This window comes from Streptomyces sp. S.PNR 29 (assembly GCF_030386795.1).
Taxonomy (GTDB): domain Bacteria; phylum Actinomycetota; class Actinomycetes; order Streptomycetales; family Streptomycetaceae; genus Streptomyces.
Genome location: NZ_JANUQM010000008.1, coordinates 1 through 22,505 on the forward strand (window position 1 = coordinate 1; position 22,505 = coordinate 22,505).

The following is a 22,505-nucleotide window of genomic DNA, read 5'->3' on the forward strand; positions in this document are numbered from 1 at the left end:
GGCGGCGTCGAGGTGGCCGATGTTTCCCTTCACCGAGCCCAGCGCGCACCGTCCCGCACCACCGAACGCCCGCTCCAACGCCTGAACCTCGATGGAGTCACCGATCAGCGTGCCGCTCCCGTGCGCCTCCACGTAGTCGATGTCCTCCGGGCCGACCTCCGCCATGCTCATCGCCTCGGTGATCACCTCGGCCTGACCGGCGACGGTCGGTGCCGTGAAGCTCGCCTTCAGCGCGCCGTCGTTGTTGACGGCGCTGCCCTTGATGACCGCGTGGACGGTGTCGCCGTCGGCGAGGGCGTCCTCCAGCCGCTTCAGTACGACCACTCCGACGCCGTTGCCGAAGACCGTCCCCCGCGCCTGCGCGTCGAACGGACGCACATGGCCGTCCGGGGAGAGGAAGGAACCCTCCTGATGGAGGTAGCCCTGGTTCTCGGGAACCTTGTAGGCGACCGCGCCGGACAGGGCCATGTCGCACTCGTAGTTGAGCAGGCTCTGGCAGGCGGTGTGCACGGCGACGAGGGAACTGGAGCACGCCGTCTGTACGGGGATGCTCGGGCCCTTGAGGTTCAGCTTGTACGACACCCGACTGGCGAGGAACGCCAACTCGAAACCCAGGCCGGCGTTCTCCCCCTTGATGGCCTCGCCCTGTTCCCAGTTGCTGAAGAGGTTCTCGAGATAGGCCGACGTGCCGGCGCCGCCGAAGACGCCGATGCTGCCGTCGTACTGTGCGGAGTCGTAGCCGGCGTTCTCCAGGGCATGCCAGGCGGTCTCCAGGAACAGCCGGTGCTGCGGGTCCATGAGCTCGGCCTCGCGGGCGGTGTATCCGAAGAACTCGGCGTCGAAGAGCCCGATGCCCTTGAACCGCGGCCCGGCTTTGACGAAGTCGGGTCGGTGGAAGACCTCCGGTGGTACTCCTGCCGCGGTGAGTTCCTCGTCGGTCAAGGGGACGATCGACTCCACGCCGTCGCGCAGGTTCCGCCAGAACTCCTCCAGGTCCGCGGCGCCGGGGAAACGCCCCGCCATCCCGACGACGGCCACACCCCCGCCTGCCGGGAGACCATCGAACTCGGCTTCCGTCATGTCGGCCATCACTGCCCCCTCGCCTTGCGGCGCTGCTGCTGGTACTGACGCCGTTTCTGCCTGTTCTCCGCACGCCGCTCGACGACCGTGGGGAGCGGATCCGGCGCAGGCTGCGCGTGGTTGTCCACCAGTTCCGCCAGATGCGCGACCGTGAGCCCCTCGTACAGGTCGCCCAGCGTGAGCCGTGCGTGCAGCCGCGCATTGGTGGAGCTGATCAGCTGAATGGCGACCAGAGAGTTGCCGCCCAGGTCGAAGAAGCTGTCCTGAACACCGACCTTGTCGATGCCCAGCAGGTCCTGCCACACCTCGCAGATGGCGTGTTCGACGGGAGTGCGCGGCGGCACGTATTCCGTGGGAATGTCGGGGCGGGTATGCGCCGCATCGCTCATGTCCCCGGGCCGGGGCGGGTGTTCCCGCGTCCGCTCGTCGGCACCTTCCAGGGAGAAGGCGTCCGCGAACAACTCCTCCAGATCGCTGGGCGACACGATGATCTGCGGTTCCGGCGCGGTCGCCAGGATGGTTTCGAGTGCCAGCAGTCCCTCCTCCGCCGTCATGCCGCGCTCTTCCACATCACGTCTGCGGCGTTCTTCCAACCCGGGCGGCAGAGCTGTGCTGACCGCCATCCCGGTGCCTTTCCACGGCCCCCAGTCGATCGAGATCACGCGTTGCCGCCTGCCCCTGTCCTGGGCGAAGGCGTCGAGGAAGCAGTTGGCGGCGCAGTAGTCGACCTGGCCGGCGCTGCCGATGTTCGCGCCGTTGGAGCCGAACAACACCAGGAAGTCCAGCTCCTGGTCGGACAGCGCCTCTTCCAGCGCCAAGGTGCCGTGCACCTTGGGCCTCATCACCTCTGCCGCGGCACTCAGGTCCTTCAGCTGCATCAGGCCGCCACCGGCCACCCCGGCCGCGTGGAAGACCCCGTGAACGGCTCCCCAGCGGCTCACGGTCCGTTCGACCGCCACACGCATGGCCTCCGGATCGCTCACATCGGCCTGGAGGACCAGCATCTGCGCGCCGGTGTCCCGCAGTCGGCCGAGATGGCGTACGACATCCACGAGGGGACCTCCCGCCGGGTGCCCCGCCAGGAAGGCGTCCCACTCCTCGGGAGGGGGAAGCCGGGTGCGGGAGGTGAGCGCCACGCGCCCGCCTGCGGCGGTGATGTGCCGGGCGAGTGCCAGGCCCAGGCCTCCGGTGCCCCCGGTGATGAGGTACACCCCGTCGGGGCGCAGCGCGGTTCCGGTGCCGGCCGTGGGCAGACGTTGCGGGAGGTAGTGCAGGAGCCACCGGTGGATGCCCCGGTGGGCCACTGTCGCCGTACCGGGTGCGGGCTCCGAGGCCAGCTCGGCCATGAGCTGGTCGAGCTGGTGCGGGGCGGGCGCAGCGAGGCAGTCGAGGTCGATGCTGCAGCAGCCGGCGCCGGCCATCTCACGGGGCAGGACGCGACACGGCCCCAGGAGAGTGGCCTTGGAGGGAGAGAGGCGTTCCGACCCGGTCACGTTGTGCAGCCCGTTGCTGAGCACCCAGAAGCGGCACTGTTCGGAGACGGCATGGCGGGCCAGAGCCTGTGCCAGGCGGACGAGGCTCTCGAAGCCGAGCCGCAGACCGGTCGCCGGGTCGGCGAGCTCCGTCTCGTCCATGGCGGTCACGGCCCAGCCGTGCACGATGTGGGTGGGCAGGCCGGACGGGCCGTTGCGCAGGGCGTCGATCAACCGGTCGTAGTCGTCACCCCGGGCAGGGTCGAGGGTGAACCGTCCGGGATCCGGCCGGGACCAGGCGGCAGCGGGCCTGACCACACTGACGGTGGCGCCGCCGGCCCGCAGACGCTGAACCAGGCCCTCGCCCACGCCCAGGTCGTCAGCGAACACCAGCCAGTGCCGGCCGGGCTCCGGGGCCGCCCCGGACGGCAGGGACACCCGCTGCCAGGAAGGCGCGTAGAACCACGCTGAGATGTCGTCGCGACGCCGTGGCGACGTCCCGGGAGTCCGGGGGGATGGGTGGGTGCTCTGCGGGGTGGTTTTGTTGATCCAGTGGTGTTTGGGGTTGAGGGGGTGGGTGGGGAGGGGGATGCGGTGGCGGTGTTCTGGTTGGTAGTAGGTGGTCCAGTTGGGGGTGGCTCCGTTGAGCCAGAGGTGGTGGAGGGTTTGTTGGATGTGGTGGGTGGGGGTGTGGTTGGTTTGGGGGTGGGGGAGTGTGGTGTGGGTTTTGGGTTTGGTGTTTTTGGTGGTGGTGAGGGTGCGTCGGGTGAGGTTGGTGAGGGTGTGTCCGGGGCCTATTTCGAGGTAGAGGGTGGCGGGGTGTTGGTGTGTGGTGGTGATGCCGGTGGTGAATTCGACGGTGGCGCGGATGTGGTGGGCCCAGTAGTGGGGGTCGGTGGCTTGTTGGGGGGTGAGCCATTGGCCGGTGATGTTGGATATGAGGGGGGTGGTGGGGGGTTTTCTGGGGGTGTTTTTTACGGCGTTGGTGAAGGGGGTGATGACGGGGTCCATGAGGGGGGAGTGGAAGGCGTGTTGGGTGGTGATGGTTTGGGTGGTCCAGCCGCGTTGGTGGGCGTGGGTGGTGAAGTGGTCGATGGTGTGGGGTGGGCCGGAGATGATGCAGTCGCGGGGGCCGTTGTGGGCGGCGAGGGAGGCGTCTTCGGGGAGGGCTGCTTGGACGCTGTCGCGGTCGGCGAGGACGTGGAGCATGGTGCCGGGTGGTTGGTTTTGCATGAGTTGGGCGCGCAGGGTGATGAGTTTGAGGGCGTCGGGGAGGGTGAAGATGCCGGCGATGGTGGCGGCGACCCATTCGCCGAGGCTGTGGCCGATGAGGGCGTGGGGGGTGATGCCCCAGGATTGCCAGAGTTGGGTGAGGGCGTATTCGAGGGTGAAGAGGGCGGGTTGGGTGTATTGGGTGTGGTGGAGGAGGTGTTGGTGGTCGGGGTTCCAGAGGATGTCGCGGATGTCGGTGTCGAGGTGGTCGGTGAGGTGGGTGGCGCATTGGTCGATGGCGTGGCGGAAGGTGGGGTGGTGGTCGTAGAGGCCGTGGGCCATGTGGGGGTGTTGGGAGCCTTGGCCGGTGTAGAGGAAGACGATGGGTGGGTTGTCGTGGGGGGTGTGGTGGGTGGTGGTGTGGGTGGGGTCGCGGGTTTCGAGGGCGGTGGCGATGGTGTGGGGGTCGGTTCCGGTGACGGTGCGTCGGTGGGGGAAGGGGTGTCGGCCTCGGGCGAGGGTGTGGGCGGTGTCGGCGAGGTCGGGTTGGTGGGTGCGGAGGTGGTGGGCGAGTTGGTCGGTTGCTTGTTCGAGGGCTTGGGGGGTTCTTGCGGAGAGGATGAGGGTTTCGGTGGTACGGGGGCTGGGTGTGGTGGGGGTGGGTGGGGGTGGTTCTTCGAGGATGAGGTGGGCGTTGGTGCCGCCGAAGCCGAAGGCGCTGATGCCGGCGCGGCGGGGTCGGTGGGTGCGGGGCCAGGGGGTGAGGGTGGTGGGGATGTGGAAGGGGTTGTGGGTGAAGTCGATGTCGGGGTTGGGGGTGTGGTGATTGAGGGTGGGGGGGATGGCTTGGTGGGTGAGGGCGAGGACGGTTTTGAGCAGGCCGGCCATGCCGGCGGCGGCGTCGAGGTGGCCGATGTTTCCCTTCACCGAGCCCAGCGCGCACCGTCCCGCACCACCGAACGCCCGCTCCAACGCCTGAACCTCGATCGGATCGCCCAACGAGGTACCCGTGCCGTGTGCTTCGACGTAGTCGATGTCGCCCGGCGTGAGACCGGCATCCGCGAGGGCCGCGCCGATCGCCTCCGCCTGGCCGGTCACGCTGGGAGCGGTGAACCCGACCTTGACGGCGCCGTCGTTGTTGACGGCGCTGCCCTTGATGACCGCGTGGACGGTGTCGCCGTCGGCGAGGGCGTCCTCCAGCCGCTTCAGTACGACCACTCCGACACCGCTGCCGAAGACCGTCCCCCGCGCCTGCGCGTCGAACGGACGCACATGGCCGTCCGGGGAGAGGAAGGAACCCTCCTGATGGAGGTAACCGGCTCCCTGTGCCGGATCGACATGCACGCCGCCGGACAACGCCATGTCGCAGTCGCCGGCGATCAGGCTCCGGCAGGCCGTGTGCACGGCGACCAGTGACGTCGAACAGGCCGTGCGCAAGGAGACACTGGGACCCTTCAGGTCCAGCTTGTACGACACCCGGGTGGCGAGAAATCCGAGCTCGTTGCCGAGGAGGATCTGAGTGAGGCCCACCGTCTCCGCGAGGTCCCGCTGAGCGTACACATGCTGCACATACCGGTTCGCTCCGGCGCCGCCGAAGACGCCGATGCTGCCGTCGTACTGTGCGGAGTCGTAGCCGGCGTTCTCCAGGGCCTGCCAGGCGGTCTCCAGGAACAGCCGGTGCTGCGGGTCCATGAGCTCGGCCTCGCGGGCGGTGTATCCGAAGAACTCGGCGTCGAAGAGGCCGGCGCCCTTGAACCGGGGCCCGGCTTTGACGAAGTCGGGTCGGTGGAAGACCTCCGGTGGTACTCCTGCCGCGGTGAGTTCCTCGTCGGTCAAGGGGACGATCGACTCCACGCCGTCGCGCAGGTTCCGCCAGAACTCCTCCAGGTCCGCGGCGCCGGGGAAACGCCCCGCCATCCCGATGATGGCCACACCCCCGCCGCGGCCCTTCAACCCTCCTCCCTGAGACCGTCGACCAGAGCGCCGAGTGTGCGCACGGTCGGACCCTCGTAGACGATGGTCAGCGGGACGGCCACGCCCAGGTCCCGTCGCAGCCGGTGCACGACCTGCAGACCCAGCAGAGAACTCCCCCCGAGTTCGAAGAAGTTGTCGTGCACTCCGACGCTCTGCACGCCGAGAGTCTCCTGCCAGATCTCGGCCACCTGGCATTCCGTCGCGCTGACCGGAGCGACGAAGGGATTGCGGAGGTTGGGGCGCTCATGCCGGCGGACCGCCGCGCGTGGAGCGTCCTCGACGGGCGCGGACCACAGGGCGTGCCGCCGGACCAGATCTCCGGTGGAGACGATGACCTGGGGCTGCGGCACGGCGTTCAGCAGGGCGTCGAAGACCTGACGGCCCTCGTCCGGGGTCATGGCCAACTCCCGTACGGCAGCGCCCAGCTGCGACTGATCGCGCTCGCCGGAGAAGAACCAGGCTTCCCAGTTGACGCTCGTCCAGGGATGCTCCGGGCTGTGGTGCCGCCGGGCGAACGCGTCCAGGGCGGCATTGGCCCCGGCGTACGCGGCGAAACCCAGCCCGCCCAGCAGCGCGGCGATGGAGGAGCAGATGAGCGCGACGTCCAGCCGCTGGTCCTGGAGCACCTCATGCAGGACCTGAGCGCCGTGGAGCTTCGGACCGAAGTGGCACAGGCTGTCCTGCGGGCCCAACTCGGCGACTGCCCGGTGAGCGGCCGATCCGGTGGTTCCCGCGCAGTGCAGGACCCCGTTGAGGGGGCCGAGCTCCCGCAGGATCCTCTCCTTGACGCTGTTCATGGCCTCCGGGTCGGTGACGTCGGCGGCCACCACCATCACCTGGGAGCCGAGTTCCTCGACCGCGCGCACCGCACGGATCGCTTCCCGGATCGCTGCCGGATGGTGCTCGTCGTCCCAGCTCTCCCTGGACGGCAGTCCCGTCCTGCCGAGGAGGGCCAGACGCACGCGCTGCTGCTCGGCGAGGGAGCGCGCCATGAGCAGCCCGATCTTGCCCAGGCCGCCCGTGATCAGATAAACCCCGTCCGGCCTGACCGGCGAGACCGCACGGGACGCAAGCGGCGAAGCGAGGTACGCGGGCCGCCAGCGGTGACACCCGCGCAGCGCGAGCGTCCGCTCGGTGACCGGCCCGGCCAGCTCGTCCAGCAGACGCTCGGCCGCCGCCGTGGGGTCCCGCACGTCGTCCGGGCGGAGGTCCAGGTGGACACAGCCCAGCGACGGGTACTCCTGCGCCAGGACCCTGCACATGCCCTGCACCGCGGCCTTGGGCGGGCAGAGTTCCTCGTCCCCCACCACCGAGTACACCTCGGTGGACACCACGTCCCAGCGTTGCGCCACCGCCATCAACTCGGCCTCCGTGGCCTGCGCCCAGTGGACCAGGCTGTCGAAGGCCCGCTGTAACAGGCCCTGTACGTCGTCGGGTTCCGCTGCGCTCCCGGCGTCGTCCCCGACGCTCCAGCAATGCACGATCCGCTCCGGAATGCCGCCCGCGGTGCGCAACGCCGCGGCCAGTTTTCCGAAATGGGACGACTGCGCGGGATCGAGGACGAACTCGCCGTTGCCGTGGTCGGTCCACTCGCTGCCCGCGGCCACCGTGCGGACGCTCGCGCCGAGGCCTCGCAGACGGTCCGCCAGACGGCCACCGACACCGGCGTCGTCCACGAAGAGCAGCCACCGCTGGGACGCGAGGTCCGCCTCGACGGCCGGGGCAGCGGCGGCAAGCCGCTGCCAGGACTGGGCGTAGAACCACTGGGGCAGGGAGCCGCGGCGACGCTGTGCGCTGCTGTCGGCGGAACGTGGCGATCCGGGCTCCAGCCAATAGGTCCGGCGCTCGAAGGGATAGGTGGGCAGGGGAACTCGCCTGCCCGACGGGGAGGGCGGAAACGGGTGACGGCGACCGGCGAGCCAGAGCCGCCCCGCGGCGTTGAGCAGCGAGGCGCGGTCGCTCGATCCGTGCAGCGCCCTCGGCAGCGAGGGCACCACCACCCGGTCGGTGACCGCCGCGGCGGCGGGGTGTTGCAGTACGTCCGTGGTGTGTGCCGGGGCGGGGCCGATCTCGACGACGGCGACGTCCGGCACGGACCAGATCGTCGCGATGCCGTCCGCGAAACGGACCGTGCTTCGCATGTGATGCGCCCAGTAGTCAGGGCTGGTGGCTTCCTCGTCGGTGATCCAAGTACCGGTCACGTTGGACACGAACGGCTTGCGCGGAGGGTTCAGCCGAACGGAGCGGACCACCTCCCGGTAGGGCCCGACCACGGGGCCCATCATCGGGGAGTGAAACGCGATCCGGGTGGGCAGGCGGCGGGACGCGATGCCGTCCGCGGCCAGTTCGCCGGCCACCCGCTCGATGCCCCGGACCGTGCCGGACAGCACACAGGTCCGGGGACCGTTGACCGCGGCGACACACACCTCGTCGTCGACATGGCGGACCACGGCGTCCTCGCTCAACGGCACGGCCAGCATCGCGCCCTCGGGCTGCTCAGCCAGCAGACGAGCGCGCTCCACCACGAGACGCAGCGCGTCGGGGAGGGAGAAGACACCGGCGACGCAGGCCGCGACGTACTCACCCAGGCTGTGACCGATCATGGCCTCGGGTACGACACCCCAGTCCGCCCAGAGCTCGATCAAGGCGTATTCCAGGGCGAACACCGCCGGATAGCCGAGAAGTGGCTGGTCGAGCGGGTGGTCACTGCGCTCGGGCTGCTGGAGCAGGCTGCGGAAGTCGGCCGGGGGCTGCTCGGCGGTCGCCCCCGGTGACGCGGAGCGATCGAGGAGGAGCGGACGGACGTCCTGGCCGAGCAACGGCTCAAGAAGGCCCGCGCACCGGTCGAGTGCCGCTCTGAACACCGGTTCCCGGTCGTAGAGCCCACGGGCCATGCCGGGGAACTGGCTGCCGAACCCCGCGATCACAAAGGCCACCGGGCGGTCCGGGAGGGCGGGGGCGACCGCGGTGAGGAGCCGGCCGTCGTCACGGGCGGCAAGGGCGTCGATGGCCTCCTGCCTGCTCGCGCACACCAGCATCCGCCGGTGGGGGAAGTGCTTGCGGCCCTCCCTGAGCGTGAACGCGACGTCGGCCAAGGACTGTTCGGGATGCGCCCGCAGATGGTCGTGGAGCAGGTCGGTGGCCGACTCCAGCGCCTCCGCGCTCTTCGCGGACCAGAGGAGCACCTGTTCGGTGCCGTCGTCGGCGGCACCGTCCGGCGGTCGTGACCGCGGAGCCTGCTCCACGATGACATGGGCGTTGGTGCCGCCGAGCCCGAAGGAGCTGACCCCCGCCCGGCGAGGGCCCTCCTGCTTCGGCCAGGGGATCAGTTCGGTGTTGACGTAGAACGGGCCGGCTTCCAGATCGATCCGCGGGTTCGGGGTTTCGAAGTGGAGCGTGGGAGGAATCTGGCCGTGTTCCACCGCGAGCACCGCCTTGATCAGCCCCGCGACACCCGCCGCGGAGTCGAGGTGCCCGATGTTGGTCTTGACCGACCCGACCGCGCACCGTCCGGTGCCGACGCCGTCGAACGCCGAGGCAAGGGCCTGGTACTCGATGGGGTCCCCGAGTGCGGTGGCCGTGCCGTGGAGCTCCACGTACCCGATCGTCTCCGGCGCGACCTCCGCGTCGGCCAGCGCGGTGACGATGGCGTTGGCCTGCGCGAGGGCGCTCGGCGCGCTGAATCCGGCCCTTCGGGCTCCGTCGTTGTTCACGGCGCTGCCCTTGATCACGGCGTGGATGTGGTCGTTGTCGGCCATCGCGTCCTTGAGACGCTTCAGCACCACCATCCCGACGCCGTCGCCGCCCACCGTGCCCTGGGCACGTGCGTCGAACGTGCGGCAGTAGCCGTCCGGGGAGAGCATGCCGTCCGGGCGGTAGACATAACCGCCCCGTCGCGTGTCGTCGACCGCGACGCCGCCGGCGAGGGCCATGTCGCACTGGTAGGCCAGCAGCGACTGGCAGGCCTCGGCGACGGCGACCAGCGAAGTCGAGCAGGCCGACTGGATGTTGACGCTCGGGCCCTGCAGACCGAGCTTGTAGGAGATCCGGGTGCTCAGGAAGTCGGAGCGGTTGCCGATCACCACCTGCTTCTCGCTCAGCAGTTCGCCGGCATCCGGCTGGGTGGCGATGTTGTGGAGTTGGTAGGTGTTGTGTCCGGCACCCGCGAACACCCCGACCGAGCCGTCGTACCGCTCGGGGTCGCACCCCGCACTCTCCATGGCCGCCCAGGCGCATTCGAGCAGGACCCGGTGCTGCGGATCCATGAGTTCGGCCTCGCGCGGCGAGTAGCCGAAGAACGCCGCGTCGAAGGTCCGGGCGCCCTCCAGCACGTAGCCGTGTCGGACGAAATCGGGGTTCCGCAACGTGCCCGCGTCGACCCCGCGAGCGGACAGTTCGGCGTCGTCGAAGCGGGTGACCGAGCACACGCCGGCCCGGAGATTGCTCCAGAAGGCCTCCACCGTGTCGGCGCCCGGAAACCGGCCTGCCATGCCGACGACCGCGATGTCCAGGCTGTCCTCGGCATCCTCGGCGTCCTCGGCGGACTGCAAGACGTCCTCAGTCATGCTGGCCTCGCTTTGCTCGAAGCTGTTGTTGACGGCGTTTCAGAAGGGCGTTGCGCTGCGCTCCTTCACGGCTGACGGAGGAGGCGGCCGACGGTTCCCGCTGCCGTGCGAAGAACTCCGCCTGCGCGCGTACGGTGGTGTGCTGGAACAGGTCGAGCAGGCCGATGTCCCTGCCCGTCGTCTGCCGCAGCCGGTGCTGGAGCTCGACGAGGAGCAACGAGTGGCCACCGATGTCGAAGAAGTTCTGCTCCGCGCTGACCTCGTCGACCTGGAAGATCCCCTTCCAGGCTTCCGCCACGCTGCGTTCCAGCTCGTTCCTCGGAGGCACGGGTGCGGACGGCGCGGGCCCGGCGGGGGGAGGCGGCAGCTTCCGGCGGTTCACCTTGCCGTGTTCGGACAGCGGCAGCTCGGGCAGTGGTACCAGCGCCTGGGGCATCATGTGCGGCGACAGCCGCTCCCGGATGTGCCGCTCCACGGCCTCCATGCTGAGCTCCCGGCCGTCCTCCGGCTCGACGTAGGACACGATCCGCCGGTCCCCGGGAAGGTCCTCTCGGACGACGGTCACGGCATGCCGCACCGAGGGACAGCTCGTGAGCGCGGCGTCGATCTCACCCAGCGCCACCCGAAATCCGCGGATCTTGATCTGGTCGTCGCGCCGGCCGAGGAACTCGACGATGCCGTCGGGCAGTCGGCGCACGATGTCGCCGGTGCGGTACAGGCGGCTGCCCGGTGCACCTCCGAGGGCGTCGGGGAGGAACGACGCGCGGGTGAGGTCGTCCGCGCGGTGGTATCCGCGGCCGACGTTCCCTCCGCCGACGAGGAGTTCCCCGGCGACTCCGAACGGCACGGGACTGCCCGTGCCGTCGACCACATGCGCCTGGGTGTTGGGCAGGGGGACCCCGATCGGGGCGGTGGTCCACCGGGCATTCGGATGATCCGCGACGGCCAGGGTCAGCACCCCCACGGTCGTCTCCGTCGGACCGTAGTGGTTGAAGACCCGGCAGTGCGGGACGAGACGCTGCAGCTCCTGCAGCCATCCCCATGCGGACGCCTCGCCGCCGATGACGAGGAGCCGGCGGGGCAGCAGTTCGGTGAACCGGGGGGAGGCCTGGAGCGCCCGCAGGTGCGACGGAGCGATCTTCAGGCAGTCGAAGGGCCGGCGCTGTGCCCAGTCGGCGAGCTTGCCGGCGTCCAGCGCACGTTCGCGCGTGATCATGTGCACCTCTCCGCCGGTGTACAGGGGGAGGACGAAGGAGGTGACGCTGGAGTCCACGGTCAACGGCTGAACCATGGCGAAGCTCAGAGGCTCCTGGATCCCGAAGCGCTCGGTGACCGCGCAGACGTAGTTCATCAGCTGCCGGTGCTCGATCACCACGCCCTTCGGGCGGCCGGTGGACCCGGAGGTGTACAGCAGATAGGCGGCGTGCGAGGGGCTGTGGCGGCCGGCCGGGGGATTGCGCGCCGGGCGGTTCTCCAGCACGGTCCACTCGCTGTCGAGCTCGATGACACGCCGCCCGCCGCCCGATCCCGGCGGCAGCCCGCCCGCATGGGTCACGACCACACGGACACCGGCGTCGTCGAGGATGGAGTCCCGCCGTGACGGGGGATCGTTCGGATCCAGCGGTACGTACGTTCCGCCGGCCTTGAGTACCCCGAGGACCGCGACGGCGAGCTGGGCACTGCGCTCCAGGCAGAGTCCGACGGTCACCTCGGGCCCCACTCCGTGCTCGTCGAGGAGCGAGCACAGCTGGTTGGCCCGCCTGTTGAGTTCTCCGTAGTCGAGACACGTGTCTTCGGCCCGCACCGCCGTCGCGGCCGGGGTGTCCGCCGCCCGAGCCTCGAACACCTGGGGGAACGTCAGGTCGGGGACGGGGATGGTGACGCCGTTCAGCGCCCTGATCGTCTCCTCCTCCCCGGCGGTCAGAAGAGGCAGAGTGTGCACCGGCCGGTCCGGGTCGGTGACCGCGCCGTCCGCCAGGCGCAGATAGTGGGCGACGGCCCGGCGGGCGGTGTCCTCGTCGAAGACGTCGCGCGCGAACAGGAGGTGTCCGCTCAGCCCGTCGTCGCCCTCCGTCAGGTGCAGGGCGAGATCGCCGGTGATCCAGCGGGGGCGGACGGGGAGGAACTCGCAGATGAGACCCGGCGGGCCGGACAGGCGCGGAGCGTTCCGGTGGGAGAACGACGGCCAGAGCGGAGCAGGGCCGGTGCTCGGCTCGGCGGCCGGTCGTGCCCGAGTCGCTCCGAGCACGGCACCTGCCACGCGTCGCCGCACCGCCCGGACCAGCTGCCGGAAACTCGGCTCACCGGCCACCTCGAAGCTGACGGGCACGAGCTGTTCGAAGCAGCCCACCGCGGTGATGTCCGGCGCGGCTCGGCCGGCCGTCGTCACGTTGACGACCGGAGCCGACTGGCCGTACCGGTGCAGGAGCAGCACGTATACGGCGAGCGTCGCCGTCGCGAGGCTGCCACCGCACTCCTCCGCCAGCCGACGCAGTCCGGCCGCTGTGGCGGCGGGGACCACCAAGGGCACCGCGTCGACGGTCAGATCACGCTCGGCGGGACGGGGCCGGTCCAGGGGAAGCTCCGCCGGTCCCGACGAGGGGACCCCCGGCCACTGCGGGGGCGGACCGTCGCTGCCGGCATCGGCCGGGAGGGGTTCCAGCAGCGGTACCGGAGCACGGACAACGGTGTCATCGGGGCTGTCGGCCGCTGAGTGCAGGGACAGCGCCTCGCGCAGGAGGAGTGCGGCCGAGGCGGGGTCGACGGCGAGCCGGTGGCAGGCCAGCACCACCCTGTGCTCGTGCTCGGCACAGCGGATCAGCAGACCCCGGACCAGCGGGCCGTTGCCGAGGTCGAAGGGCTCGCGCAGCGTCTGCTCGGTGAGCAGGTCGAGCCGCCGTGCCCGGGCCGCCGCGTCGAGCTCACGCAGGTCGTGACGGGTCAGCGTCAGCCCGTGGCCGGTGCCCGAAGTCTGCACAGGACGCCCGTCGACGACGGTGAAGCGTGTGGCGAGCGCCGGGTGACGCTCCACCACCGTGTGCAGGGCGCTCTCGAGAGCGCCGGGATCCAGCTCGCCCGTGAGACGTGCGGCCAGGAGTACGTGCGACAGGGGCGGTCCGTCCGGCGACCACTGCCCGAGCAGCCACACGCTCTGCTGCGCGGGGGACAGCGGTACGGCTGTGTGGTCGGGTCCCGTCTGCGGTAAGCCAGGCCGTTGTGAGGGGTTAAGCGTCATGTGTGAGGCCGCCTCAAGGGTTGGGTGAGGATTCGGCTTTCCCCGCGACGGGGCGGGGCCGTGCCCCGCCGTGGGGACCTGCTGGTGCGACCGGGGGTTTCCCTGGGGTGCGGGCACGGCAGAACGCTGCCCAGAGGCTGAGGGCAAACGATGATCAGCGGTCAGCCATGCCCGTGCAATCGGCCCTCGGCCTCAGTCAGCAAAGAATAGTCAAGATTTCCGTGGGTCTGGCAACCACCAACGTGGAGCTCCTTCCCATGCTCTCGACTATTCAGTCGAACCGGCATCGGGAGCGCTTGCTTCCGCAAGCCTGGTCATGCTGCCAGATGGATCACCGAAGCAGAAGACCCGGATGTGGACTTTACCATTCCTTGAAGGTGCGAAATTTTCGGTCGAGTTTGCGGGTTGCCGGGGTCGGGTAGATTGGTCAATCGTTGGCCAATGTGATCACCGCCCACGTGCAGGATGTCCGCATTTTGCCGCCTTGGTCTCTTTGGGTTTGGGCGCGATGTGATCAGGTTGCTCGCGCCGACCACCCGGTCTCCATATCGTGACAATGAGTTGGGGCTGCCTGTATGGTCGGCTCCGCCCGTCAAAACATTCCTCAATCTCCGATGGTGCGCGACCGGCGCGGCAGTCGTCCGGCGGAACGTACGGCATGCGAATGAAAAAAAGGGAAGGTGGCGAACGGGGAGTGCACGCGCACGGCTTACGGTCCGGTATGGACATGTCTGCCAAATTTCACCTTGCATGCATTGACTGCGGGTGGTCGTGCGAGCCGGAATTCAGACAGAGATGCCCAGAATGCCGGGGCGCGCTCGAATCCAGACTGGATCTGCGCAATGCCCGGCCCCGGGGCAGCGATCAGCCGGAGCTCGCGTATCTTGACTTCCTTCCCGTCGTCTCGCCGGACTTCCTGGACCCCGGTCTCAGTGTCCGCACTCCCTGCCGCCCTGCACCCGACCTGGGCGCGGCGATCGGGCTGCCCAACCTGTGGTTGAAGGACGAGTCCCGGCAACCGACGGGTACCACCAAGGACCGCCTGGCCTCGGTGGTCCTTGCCGTGTTCCGCCAGCTCGGGATCAAGGAGTGGGTGGCGTCGAGCACCGGCAACAGCTCGACGGCGCTGGCTCGCGCCGTGCTGCGCGACCAGTCGATGCGAGCGCACTTCTTCTGCGGCAGGGACTTCGTGGAGGACCACCGGGTCGAACTCGGCGACCAGGTATCACTGACCGTGGTCGACGGCAGCTATTCGGATGCCAGCCGTGCAGCTCAGAAGTTCGCTGCGGAACGCCAGATCGCCTGGGAGGGAGGCTTCTTCAACTGGGCACGCCGGGAGGGACTGAAAGTCGCCTATCTTGAAGCCTTCGACGCCATGGAATCAGAACCTGACGTTGTTGTGCAGGCCATCAGCAGCGGCATGGGGATGATGGCTGCGCACAAAGGAGCGCAAGAGTACCTCGCCACCGGCAGGATCACCTCGATGCCGCGTTTTCTGATGGTTCAGCAGGACACCTGCGCCCCCATGGCGAAAGCCTGGCAGGACGGACGTGCCCAACTCACGGACAGTGACGTCATAAACCGGCCCGAGGGTCTTGCACGAGCCATCCTGCTGGGGGACGGAAGAGCGAGTTACCCCTATATGCGAGCCATTGTGCGGGCTACCGGCGGCAGCATTGTGTCGGTGAGTCAGCGGGAGATGGTGGAGGCCCGAAGAATGCTCCGGGAACTGGAGGGAATGGAGGTCTGCTATTCGGCTGCGGCGACCATCGCTGCACTTCGCGTCGAGGCGAAGGCGCAACGCATCACGGCGGGACAGGTGGTCCTGGCGAATCTGACCGGTCGTATGCGAGATCCGGTGCCGCCGACTTCATGACCCTGTCGTTTGTCGCGGCTCACGCGGTCCCGTGTCCACTCGTCTTCTTGAGGTCTCCTGTGATACTCAACCATCTCACCCCCCAACAGGGAGAGAAGCGACGGTCGTTCCGCTCCTATGTGGAGCGCGCGCTGATGCCGCACGCACATCGCTTCGACACCGAGCAGGCCATTTCCCGCGAGGTCGTGTCGTCGCTGGCCGGACAGGGGTACATCGGGGCGTCGGTTCCCGAGGCGCTAGGCGGCCGCGGCCTGGCCCCGGTGGACTACGGACTGCTGTCGGAGGAACTGGGGCGGGCGTGCCAGTCGATACGCAACTTCGTGGCCGTCCAGGACATGGTCGTCCACTCGATCGAGAAGTGGGGCACGGCCCCGCAGAAGGAACGCTGGTTGCCGTCCATCATCGCCGGCGAGACCGTCGCGGCGTTCGCGCTGACCGAGCCCCACGTCGGCAGCGACGCCGCCGCGGTCGAGACGATCGCCATCGAGGCCGACAAGGAATACGTGCTCAACGGCACCAAGAAGTGGATCAGTTTCGCGCAACTCGCGGATCTTTTCCTGGTGTTCGCTCAGCTCGACGGGCGGCACACGGCCTTCCTCCTGGAGCGTGACACCGAAGGGCTGCGGGTCGAACCCATCGACGGGCTCCTCGGCCTGCGGGGTTCCATGCTGGGACGGCTGCGCCTGGAGGACTGCCGTGTCCCGGCCGAGAACCTCGTGGGCGGTCCAGGACTCGGCCTGGCCTTCGTCGCGTCCAGCGCGCTGGACCTCGGCCGGTACAGCACCGCGTGGGGCTCCGTCGGACTCTCCCAGGCCTGCCTGGACGCCTGCGTGGAGTACTGCGGACGACGCACGCAGTACGGCACCGAGATCAAGAACCACCAGCTCGTGCAACGGATGCTCGCCGACATGATCACCGACATCACGGCCGCCCGTCTGCTCTGCCACCACGCAGGAGTGAGCAAGGACAAGGCCGACATGAACGCCGCCAACCACACCCTCATGGCGAAGTACCGGGCCTCGACGGTGGCCGTGCGCGTCGCCTCCGACGCGGTGCAGATCCACGGCGCCCAGGGCATCGGTGCCGAATCCTCCGTGCAGCGGCACTACCGGGACGCGAAGGTCATGGAGATCATCGAAGGCACCACCCAGATCCAGCAGACCCTGATCGGGCAGTTCGCCGTCTCGGCGGCTCGTTCGGCTCCGCCCTTGTCTGTCTGAGAACGACCTGAGAACGGAACTCCACATGCAGTCACTTCCCTTGCGGGACCGGGCCTGGTTACGTCCGATACCCGGCCGCACCGGTCCGGCCGGGGCGCGCCTCTTCTGCTTTCCGTACGCGGGAGCCGGCGCCACGGTCTTCCGGGACTGGGGGCCGGGACTACCGGACGGAGTCGAAGCGCTGGCCGTCCAGCTTCCGGGCCGCGAAGACCGCTTCCGCGAACGGCCGGTCGCCGATCTCGACGAACTTCTGGACACGCTCGTCCCCGGACTGTCGCCGTTCCTGGACCGGCCCTTCGCCGTCTTCGGTCACAGCATGGGAGCCATCATCTGCTGGGAGCTGTGCCGACGGCTGCGCGACGAGCGGGGGATCGAGCCGTTCCGGATCTTCGTGTCCGGTTGCCGCGCGCTGCAGTTCCACGCGTCACGCACGCCCGGCGACGCCGGCCTCTCCGACACCGAACTGGTCGATGAGCTGGTCGCCCTCAACGGGACCCCGCAGCAGCTCCTGGACAACCCCGAGTTCCTCTCGCTCGTCCTTCCTGCCTTCCGGGCCGACCTGTCGCTCTTCGCCGGGTACGTCCACCGTCCGAGCGCTCCACTGACCTGCCCGGTGACGGTGTTCGGGGGCAGTGAGGACCCGCGGGTCGCCGTGGACCACCTCAAGGGGTGGGCGGATCTCACCACCGGTCCGTGCGACGTCCAGGTGTTTCCGGGCGGGCACTTCTTCCTCACCGACCAGCGGGCGGAGGTGCTGCAGAACATGAGTCGTGCTCTGGCCGAAAGGGGCGTCCGGTGAGCGTCGAACGGACCGGTCCGGTCACCTGCGGGCAGTTGTCGGTACTGCGCTCCCTGGAGTCGTACGGGCCCACCGGCCAGACGGTGGCGAACCTGGTGAGTCTCTGGGACGTGCCGCCGGGCGCCGGCGTGGCCCACATCGTCGACGCCTGGCAGCACTTGGTCGCCGCACACGAATCGCTGCGGACCACCTACTCCACGGAGAACGGCAGACCTGTTCAGGTGGTCCGCGCCCCGCAGGCGGTGTCCGTCCCCTCGGTGGAGGTGGCGGAGGGCACCGAGGCGGCCACCAGGAAAACGGCCGCCGAATGGGCGGCGGAACCGATCGACATGTACGAAGGACCGCCCTGGCGCGCCTTCGTGGCGGTCCGCCAGGGAGTGCCGCTGTACCTGGTCACCGTCATCCACCACATCGCCGCCGACAACGGCGCCCTGCAGATCCTCAGACAGCAGTTCCACCAGCTCGTCGACGGCGACGTTCTCGAACCGCAGGTGCAACCCGTGGACCTGGCGCTCTCCCAGCAGACGGATAGCGAGATCGCGCGTGCCGTGGACCACTGGACCCGGCACTGGGGCCCGTTCCTGCCGGAGGACCGGCACCAGGGCGATACCAGCACACGCCGACGCGCCACGATCTACAGCGTCGAGGGGTTGCGCGCCGCCCGCTCGGTCTCGCGGCGCACCGGCGTGTCGATCCAGTCGATCCTGCTCGCCGTGGGCGGCCTCGCACTCGCCCGGCTCAAACAGCGCGAGGAGATCACCTTCGGGCTCATGACGGCCAACCGGCTCCATGAGCCGTGGTCGTCGCTGGTGAGCTCCCTCAACCAGTGCGTGCCCCTGTCGGTGCGCATCGACGAGGACGCGCCGCCGGACCTGTTCCTGCGCGCCACCTACCAGGCCGGCATGAACGCCTACCTGCACGGATGCTTCGACGTCGATGCTCTCAAGGGCGAGCTGAACAGGACCGGGCACCACGAGACGGACCCGACCTACTTCTCCTCCCACTACAACTACCTCGGCAAGGGCGACGGCGAACCGCCCGTCGACTCACCCCTGCGGACGTCGGTCGCCTGGCGCACGTCCAGGCAGCGGATCGGCCCGAACTTCCATCTCGCCGTGGCGGTCGAACAGGGACTCTTCATCGGAGTGGGCGCCAGTACCGCGTTCCTGCCGGACGATCTCCCGGCGGTCCTCGCCGCCTCGATCGAGGGCGGGTTGATGACCCTCGCGGAAGAGCCCCCCGAGTCGCTGCGCAAGCTGCGGCTCGATCCACGCCGCGACATCGGGAGGTCCTGACCCCTCAGAAGTCGACGCAGACACAGCGCTTGCTTCGCGTCATGCCGATGTCCTCCTCTCTTCCCGCTGCCCGCACGGCAGCGAACCGGGGCGGAACGAACGTCAAGCATTATTCGCAGGATCGAATCGGAGGGGAAGAGCAAGGTTGCAGAACGAAACGAAGGCACACGCCCGGCTCTGCGGACCTCCCCCCGACGGATTCCGTGCCCTGACCGATCCCGCGGTGCATCCGGGGACGCCGGACATCCGCAGCCCCCTGCGCTACATGTGGTGGCTGGTCGTCAGCCAGCGGAAGCGGGTTGTGGGCGGCGCGCTGCTGGGGAGCAGCTGGATGGTCGGGCTGATGCTGCCCCCGTACCTGCTCTCGCGGGCCATCGACGACGGATTGACCGCCGATGACAGCACGGCGCTCGTCACCTGGAGCGGCGCCCTTCTGGCCATCGGCGTGCTGAACGCCTGGCTGGCCATCATGCGGCACCGCACCATGACGAAGATCCGCATGGACGCGGCGTTCCGTTCGGTGCGCGTCGTGACGGAGCACGTGACCCGCCTCGGAGCCACGCTCCCGCGACGCGTGTCGTCGGGAGAGGTGTTCACCATCGGCTTCGGCGACGTCGCGCAGATCGCCAACGTCCTCACCGTCACCGGCCCGGGCCTCGGTGCCGTCGTCGCCTATGCCGTCGTAGCCGTCCTGCTGCTGGCCATCTCCCCGCTGCTGGCCCTGCTCGTCCTGCTCGGTGTGCCGGTGCTGGCCGTCCTGGTCGGTCCGCTGCTGGGCCGGCTGCGCGGGGCGGAGTCGACCTACCGCGACCACTCCGGACGCCTCGCCTCCCGTCTGATCGACATGACCGAAGGGCTGCGCGTGCTCAACGGCATCGGCGGCAAGCACGTCTATGCCGAGCGCTATCGCCGTCACTCGCAGACGCTGAGGACCGAGGGCTACCGCGTCGGTGCCATGACCAGCTGGGTCCAGGCGCTCGGCGTCGGACTCCCGGCCGTGTTCCTCGCGGCGGTGACGTGGGTGGCGGCCCGGCTGGCCGCCGAAGGCGCGATCACCGCGGGCGAACTCGTCTCGGTGTACGGCTATGCAGCGGTGCTCGTGGTGCCGGTCTCGTTCTTCATCGAAGGGGCGTACGACCTGAGCCACGGTGTGGTGGCGGGACGCCGGCTCATCCGCTTCCTGGCCCTCGAACCGCATGCGGCCGACCCCGCGGCCGGCCTGGACGGGCCCGAGGAGAGCGCCACGCTGCACGATCCCGCCTCCGGTGTTCAGGTGCGGCCCGGACAGTTCACCGCCCTGGTCAGCGCCCGTTCCGCGGACTCCGCGGCCGTGGTGGAACGGCTCGGCCGTTTCACCGAGTCGGACGCCACCTGGGGCGGCATCCCCCTGGCGCAGATCGCGCTGCGCCAGATCCGGGAACGCATCCTGGTCGCCGACAACGAGGCCGCCCTCTTCCCCGGCACCCTGCTCGACGTCATCGGCGGACGCTCGCAGCGGGAGCGGGAAGCCGTGGAGCGCGCGGTCGACGCCGCGATGGTCCGCGACATCGTGCTGGGGCTCACCGACGGGTTCGACTCCCGCGTCCAGGCAGGCGGCCGCAACCTCTCCGGGGGCCAGCGCCAGCGTGTTCGCCTGGCTCGGGCGCTGCTCGCCGAACCGGAGGTGCTCATGGCCATGGAACCCACGTCGGCGGTGGACGCGCACACCGAGGCGGCCATCGCGGCACGGCTGTACGCCTACCGGGAAGGGCGCACGACACTGGTGACCACCACCTCGCCGCTGCTTCTCGACCGAGCGGACGTCGTCTGCTACCTCGTCGACGGACGGCTGGCCGCCGCCGGACGCCACAGCCAGCTCCTGGCCACGCAGCCCGAGTACCGGCGGCTCGTCTCCCGGGGACTGGACGAACCTCCCGGCGGCACCGTGAGCGATCCGGCCAGCCACAAGGCGCAGGAGACGGTGCGATGAGCCATTCCACCCCCTCCGACGGAACGCTTCTGGTGGCCGATCGGCCGCGGACGCTGCGCGCGGCCCGCGCTCTGGTACGTCAGGACCGAGGGGCCTTCATCGCCATGCTGCTCCTCAACGCGCTGGCGGTCGGGGCGGGCCTGGTCGGGCCCTGGCTCCTCGGCCGGATCATCGACGAGGTGCACAACGGCGCGGGAGTCGGCACGGTGGACCGGCTGGCAGCGCTGATCCTGATCTCTTCGCTGGCCCAGTTGCTGCTCGTCCGCTACGCGCGCCGGGTGGGACACCGCTTCGGCGAACGGACGCTCGCCCGCGTACGCGAGCGCTTCGTCGACCGGATCCTGGCTCTCCCCGTCCCCGCGGTGGAGCGGGTCGGCACCGGCGATCTGGCGGTCCGCGGCACCGCCGACATCAGCGCGGTCGGCACGGCCCTGCGCGATGCCGGCCCGGACGTGTTCATCGCCTCGCTCCAGGTACCGCTCATCCTCGGTGCCGTCTTCCTGGCCAGTCCGTTGCTCGGGGTGTGCGGCGTCGTCGGACTCGCCGGCATCGCGGTCGCCGTGCCCTGGTACCTGCGGCGCGCCCACACCGCCTACCTGGCGGAGGGCGAGGCCAACTCGGCTCTGGCCGAGCAGCTGTCCGCGGCCGCCGCCGGAGCGCGCACCATCGAGGCGTTCCGGCTGGAGCAACGGCAGGTCTCGCAATGCCTCGAAGCCGTCGACACCTGCTGCCGGACTCGCATGCGGACGCTGTACCTGCGCTCGGTGCTGTTCCCGGCCGTCGACGTCTCCTACGTCATCCCCGTGGTCGGCGTCCTCCTGCTGGGCAGCGTGCTGCACCAGAACGGAATGGTCAGCCTGGGCGCGCTGACCGCCTCGGCCCTGTGGCTGCGCCAGCTCTCCCAGCCACTGGACACGCTCCTGCAGTGGCTGGAACTCCTGCAGCGCAGCGGAGCCTCGTTCTCCCGCGTGGAGGGCGTCGGCATGCTGCTCGACGCACGGGAGCCGTCCGCACCCGCCGAGCCCGACCGGGAGCCGGCCGACGACCGTATCGAGTTGTCGGGCGTGCGCTACTCCTACGACGGCGTGCACGATGTGGTGCGGGACGTCGATCTCACCGTACGGCCCGGTGAACGGCTCGTCCTGGTGGGGCCGTCCGGAGCGGGCAAAAGCACCCTGAGCAGACTGCTCGCCGGCATCGACAGGCCGGACAGCGGGTCGGTACGGGTCGGCGGAGTCTCTCTGTCCGCTCTGCCGCCGGAGCTGCTGCGCCGCCAGATCGTCCTGGTCACCCAGGAACACCACGTGTTCATGGGAACCTTGCGCGACAACCTGTCCATGGCAGCGCCCACCGCGACGGACGCCGAACTCCTCCGAGCCCTCGAAGCGGTCGGCTGCGACTGGGCCGCGCAGTTGCCCGACGGCCTGGACACGGAGCTCGGGGCGGGCGGGCACCACCTCGACGGAGCGCAGGCGCAGCAACTGAGCCTGGCCCGGGTGCTGCTGGCCGGCCCCCACACGCTGATTCTCGACGAGGCGACGGCACTGCTCGACCCGCGAACCGCGCGACACACCGAGCGCACCCTGGCCGCGGTGCTGGAAGGGCGGACGGTCATCGCCGTCGCCCACCGCCTGCACACCGCCCAGGACGCCGACCGGGTGGCGGTGATGGAGGAGGGCCGGCTCACCGAACTGGGCGGCCACGACGAACTCGTGGCCGCGGACGGTGCGTACGCCGGCCTCTGGCGTTCCTGGCACGGCCGGTCGGCGGAGGTGTCCTCCTCGTGATCCGTCTACAGCAGGGGAGCA

At 69.5% G+C, this 22,505-nt stretch carries 10 protein-coding genes; 6 read left to right on the forward strand and 4 right to left on the reverse strand.

Features of this window, described 5'->3' with window-relative positions:
• From NW895_RS21565 to NW895_RS21580, 4 genes are all read right to left on the reverse strand, one after another.
• Positions 1–1,089 (reverse strand): polyketide synthase (locus tag NW895_RS21565; RefSeq protein WP_289937408.1); only part of this gene is annotated, 1,089 nt, incomplete at its 3' end.
• Complete coding sequence (locus tag NW895_RS21570; protein ID WP_289937409.1) at positions 1,089–5,696, reverse strand: type I polyketide synthase; 4,608 nt, start codon at positions 5,694–5,696, stop codon at positions 1,089–1,091. The genes NW895_RS21565 and NW895_RS21570, both read right to left, overlap by 1 nt.
• A 17-nt stretch (positions 5,697–5,713) precedes the next feature.
• Positions 5,714–10,303, reverse strand: a complete 4,590-nt coding sequence (locus tag NW895_RS21575; RefSeq protein WP_289937410.1) for a type I polyketide synthase — start codon at positions 10,301–10,303, stop codon at positions 5,714–5,716.
• Positions 10,296–13,538, reverse strand: a complete 3,243-nt coding sequence (locus NW895_RS21580; protein WP_289937411.1) for an amino acid adenylation domain-containing protein — start codon at positions 13,536–13,538, stop codon at positions 10,296–10,298. Before NW895_RS21580 ends, NW895_RS21575 begins: the two co-directional genes overlap by 8 nt.
• Positions 13,539–14,265: 727 nt before the next feature.
• Between NW895_RS21580 and NW895_RS21585 the strand changes: the two genes are divergently transcribed.
• From NW895_RS21585 to NW895_RS21610, 6 genes are all read left to right on the forward strand, one after another.
• Positions 14,266–15,414 carry a pyridoxal-phosphate dependent enzyme gene (locus tag NW895_RS21585; protein WP_289937412.1) on the forward strand — a complete coding sequence of 383 codons (1,149 nt, stop codon included), beginning with the start codon at positions 14,266–14,268 and terminating at the stop codon, positions 15,412–15,414.
• 59 nt (positions 15,415–15,473) lie between these two features.
• On the forward strand, positions 15,474–16,634 hold the full coding sequence (locus tag NW895_RS21590) for an acyl-CoA dehydrogenase family protein (protein WP_289937413.1): 1,161 nt from the start codon (positions 15,474–15,476) through the stop codon (positions 16,632–16,634).
• Between the two features lie 25 nt (positions 16,635–16,659).
• On the forward strand, positions 16,660–17,433 hold the full coding sequence (locus NW895_RS21595; protein ID WP_289937414.1) for an alpha/beta fold hydrolase: 774 nt from the start codon (positions 16,660–16,662) through the stop codon (positions 17,431–17,433).
• Entirely contained in the window at positions 17,430–18,728 is a 1,299-nt protein-coding gene (locus tag NW895_RS21600; protein WP_289937415.1) for a condensation domain-containing protein, read from the forward strand. The genes NW895_RS21595 and NW895_RS21600 overlap by 4 nt, the downstream gene beginning before the upstream one ends.
• 265 nt (positions 18,729–18,993) lie before the next feature.
• Positions 18,994–20,697 (forward strand): ABC transporter ATP-binding protein, encoded by a 1,704-nt coding sequence (locus NW895_RS21605; RefSeq protein WP_289937798.1) that lies wholly within the window; start codon positions 18,994–18,996, stop codon positions 20,695–20,697.
• The gene (locus tag NW895_RS21610; protein WP_289937416.1) at positions 20,694–22,484 is read left to right on the forward strand and encodes an ABC transporter ATP-binding protein; all 1,791 of its coding nucleotides are present in this window, start codon (positions 20,694–20,696) and stop codon (positions 22,482–22,484) included. The genes NW895_RS21605 and NW895_RS21610 overlap by 4 nt, the downstream gene beginning before the upstream one ends.
• The last annotated feature ends 21 nt before the right edge of the window (positions 22,485–22,505 follow it).

Coding starts and splice junctions, on each gene's coding strand:
- NW895_RS21575 (WP_289937410.1), bottom strand. CDS start 10,303: ATGACTGAGGACGTCTTGCAGTCCGCCGAGGACGCCGAGGATGCCGAG.
- NW895_RS21580 (WP_289937411.1), bottom strand. CDS start 13,538: ATGACGCTTAACCCCTCACAACGGCCTGGCTTACCGCAGACGGGACCC.
- NW895_RS21585 (WP_289937412.1), top strand. CDS start 14,266: ATGTCTGCCAAATTTCACCTTGCATGCATTGACTGCGGGTGGTCGTGC.
- NW895_RS21595 (WP_289937414.1), top strand. CDS start 16,660: ATGCAGTCACTTCCCTTGCGGGACCGGGCCTGGTTACGTCCGATACCC.
- NW895_RS21605 (WP_289937798.1), top strand. CDS start 18,994: ATGTGGTGGCTGGTCGTCAGCCAGCGGAAGCGGGTTGTGGGCGGCGCG.
- NW895_RS21610 (WP_289937416.1), top strand. CDS start 20,694: ATGAGCCATTCCACCCCCTCCGACGGAACGCTTCTGGTGGCCGATCGG.